The organism is Ruminococcus bromii, assembly GCF_002834225.1.
Lineage (GTDB): Bacteria > Bacillota > Clostridia > Oscillospirales > Acutalibacteraceae > Ruminococcoides > Ruminococcoides bromii.
The window spans coordinates 1-2,350 of the sequence record NZ_NNSR01000018.1; the positions used below are offsets into that span (position 1 = coordinate 1).

A 2,350-nucleotide genomic window follows, 5' to 3' on the forward strand; every position below is an offset into this window, starting at 1 on the left:
TATTATTTGTAATTTTTTCAAGTTTTGAAATTCACAAAAAACATCATAATCGAGTAGAGGCTACCCATTAGTTGAGTAGCACCTCACACACACCGTGCGTACGGTTCCGTACACGGCGGTTCAATCATATTGAGTGCATAGACTTGTACGCTTCGGATATGTCATAATATCCCCTGCGTGCAAGTCTTTCGTTTGTAATGGTGTGGTTTAATATTCCGCTTCCTGCAACAGATTTCCGCCCTGTGGTGAGCCTTCTTCTGTTTTGTGTCTTACACCATTTTCCATTACTCCGCTTTTGAGATATTTCTTGATTAGGTCAATCAATCTCTTGTCGTGAATATCCTGTCTTAACATATTCATCAGAAGTTCGTGGTTAAGGGTGTCAAAGTATTTCGATAAATCAAGGCATACCGCATATTGGTATTCCTTATCTGCATACTCTTTGTGTTCCACACTATCCCTTTGCAGGAAGCCATCGTTTTCGGTGTATTCTGTTTTCATCATACCAACCTCCTTTGGCTGTTTACTAAAGACTTATGATTGTTCAGCCCTTCCCAAGTTTTTTCCCTTGGTACTATGGCTTCGGCTGACTTCTTGCAGTTAGTTGTTACTACGGAAAGATTATTCCGCCTGCAAGACCTCCTCGGGTAAGCATTACCACCTTCGCCTCGTATATCTGCTACATTTACACCTTGAAATTTCGGGCAGTATTGGACTTCGTTTTGATTGGGAAACTCGTCCGTTTCAAGTATGCCTTATATGTAGTTTCTGTTCGTCAGACCGAGGTTTTGCCCATTGGGAACTTTTCATCCTTCAATCCGGCTTCCTTCAGACTCCACCTCACGATGGACGCCCTTGCCTTCGGCTAACAGTTCCTACTGCCAAGTCTGTAGTGGACTTTCACCACCAAGTAATAATGCGTGCCGAGCACACAAGCAAACAGACAGGAGCACCACCTTTGATGTGTTCCTGTCTGTTTTTGGGTGTAATATGATTTGGAAAATATTTCTATTCTCAACTTATCGATTCAATGATTATCCTTGCTCCTAATTGGAATCCTTTAATAAAAGATTCACGCTCACTGATTTCAGAAATTTCACGTTTGCAATCCTTGTATTTTTCAAAGGTTTCTTTCTGCGATTCAGTCAGAGTTACCGTAAGCTTTTCTTCATTCCTGTTGAGCAGTTTCAATAGCTCCTTGACCTCATCATCAAGCTTCGCACATTTTTCTTGAGGGAATAAGTTTCCGTAATATAAATCTTCAAGTGTGTTCATTGTCGCACCGCCTTTCAGCAAGCAACAATATCACAACTGTTTTCAGAAGTCCAGCAAAAATCATAATAAATCATTTAGCAGATTCATACATTTCACTTTCTGCTGCATATTAGCACTTCCGTAAACATTCAGCGTAAAGGATACATTTTTATGTCCTAAAATTTCAGAAAGAGATTTGATATCAAACTCCGGAATTTCTATCGCCCTGACCGCAAAGGTATGACGTATTTCATGAAATTTTACCTGTTGCAGACCTTTTCGTTTCAAGAATCGAGAAAAGAATTGTCTGTAGGTTCTCGGCTCGGTAGGTTTAACCTTTCCTGTTAAAAAATAGTGATTTGGACTTTCGGTATAAAATTTTTTGATAATATTCATTAATAATGACGGAATAGGGATCACCCTTGCTGATGTTTTGGTCTTTGGTGGACCTATATTCAGATATGTAGTGCCTTTCTTTTTATCATATATTCTTTGTACTGTTTTATTAACAATTATTGTTTTGTCAAGCAAAGAAATATCTTTCATCTGGATACCGCATAATTCACCTATTCGCAACCCGGTGAACAAGGCAATTAAGATACCGGCTGTTTTACGATTCATATCCATATAAATGCATTGAATCAGTGCGAGTTCCTGTTCCTTTGACAAAGATATGACTTTCTTAACACTTGTATCTTTCGGATACTCAATCAAATCCCAATTAAGCAAAGGAATAATTCGCTCTTTATAAGCATAATTGAGAGATAACCGTAAAACAAGTATTACATCTCGTATAGATTTTACAGTCAAGCCCCCGGTATCATCAAGACGACCGTTATTGTACAAGTAAGAAATAAATTCTTGTATGTCGGTCTCAGTGAAACTGCCAATCTTCTTTCTTCCAAAGTATGGAATCAAATGGTTCTCTGAAATAAGAACAAAGTTTGCATGTGTTGACGGTGTAATCATTGGTTTCTTTTCTATTAACCAAGTATTTACAAGCGTCTTGAATTGTGTATTTTCAGTCATTTAGACCACCTCCGATAATTATTATACATGAGGTGGTTTATTTCCAATCTTATCTTCAAGTAACGGT

General features: G+C 38.2%; 3 protein-coding genes. All 3 read right to left on the minus strand.

Annotation, left to right across the window (positions count from 1 at the left end; all coding sequences use genetic code 11):
* Nucleotides 1–207 precede the first annotated feature (207 nt).
* Nucleotides 208–504: a reverse transcriptase domain-containing protein gene (locus tag RBATCC27255_RS01000; RefSeq protein WP_206602205.1), complete on the minus strand. Its 297-nt coding sequence runs from the start codon at nt 502–504 to the stop codon at nt 208–210.
* A gap of 510 nt (nt 505–1,014) precedes the next feature.
* A complete protein-coding gene (locus RBATCC27255_RS01005; RefSeq protein WP_101028340.1) occupies nt 1,015–1,275 on the minus strand; it encodes a DUF6809 family protein in 261 nt (86 codons plus the stop codon).
* Nucleotides 1,276–1,335: 60 nt separating this feature from the next.
* On the minus strand, nt 1,336–2,283 hold the full coding sequence (locus RBATCC27255_RS01010) for a site-specific integrase (protein ID WP_101028341.1): 948 nt from the start codon (nt 2,281–2,283) through the stop codon (nt 1,336–1,338).
* Nucleotides 2,284–2,350 lie beyond the last annotated feature (67 nt).

What these genes read in the sequence shown, in the direction of transcription:
- RBATCC27255_RS01000 (WP_206602205.1), bottom strand. Translation starts at nt 504, where the DNA reads ATGATGAAAACAGAATACACCGAAAACGATGGCTTCCTGCAAAGGGAT.
- RBATCC27255_RS01005 (WP_101028340.1), bottom strand. Translation starts at nt 1,275, where the DNA reads ATGAACACACTTGAAGATTTATATTACGGAAACTTATTCCCTCAAGAA.
- RBATCC27255_RS01010 (WP_101028341.1), bottom strand. Translation starts at nt 2,283, where the DNA reads ATGACTGAAAATACACAATTCAAGACGCTTGTAAATACTTGGTTAATA.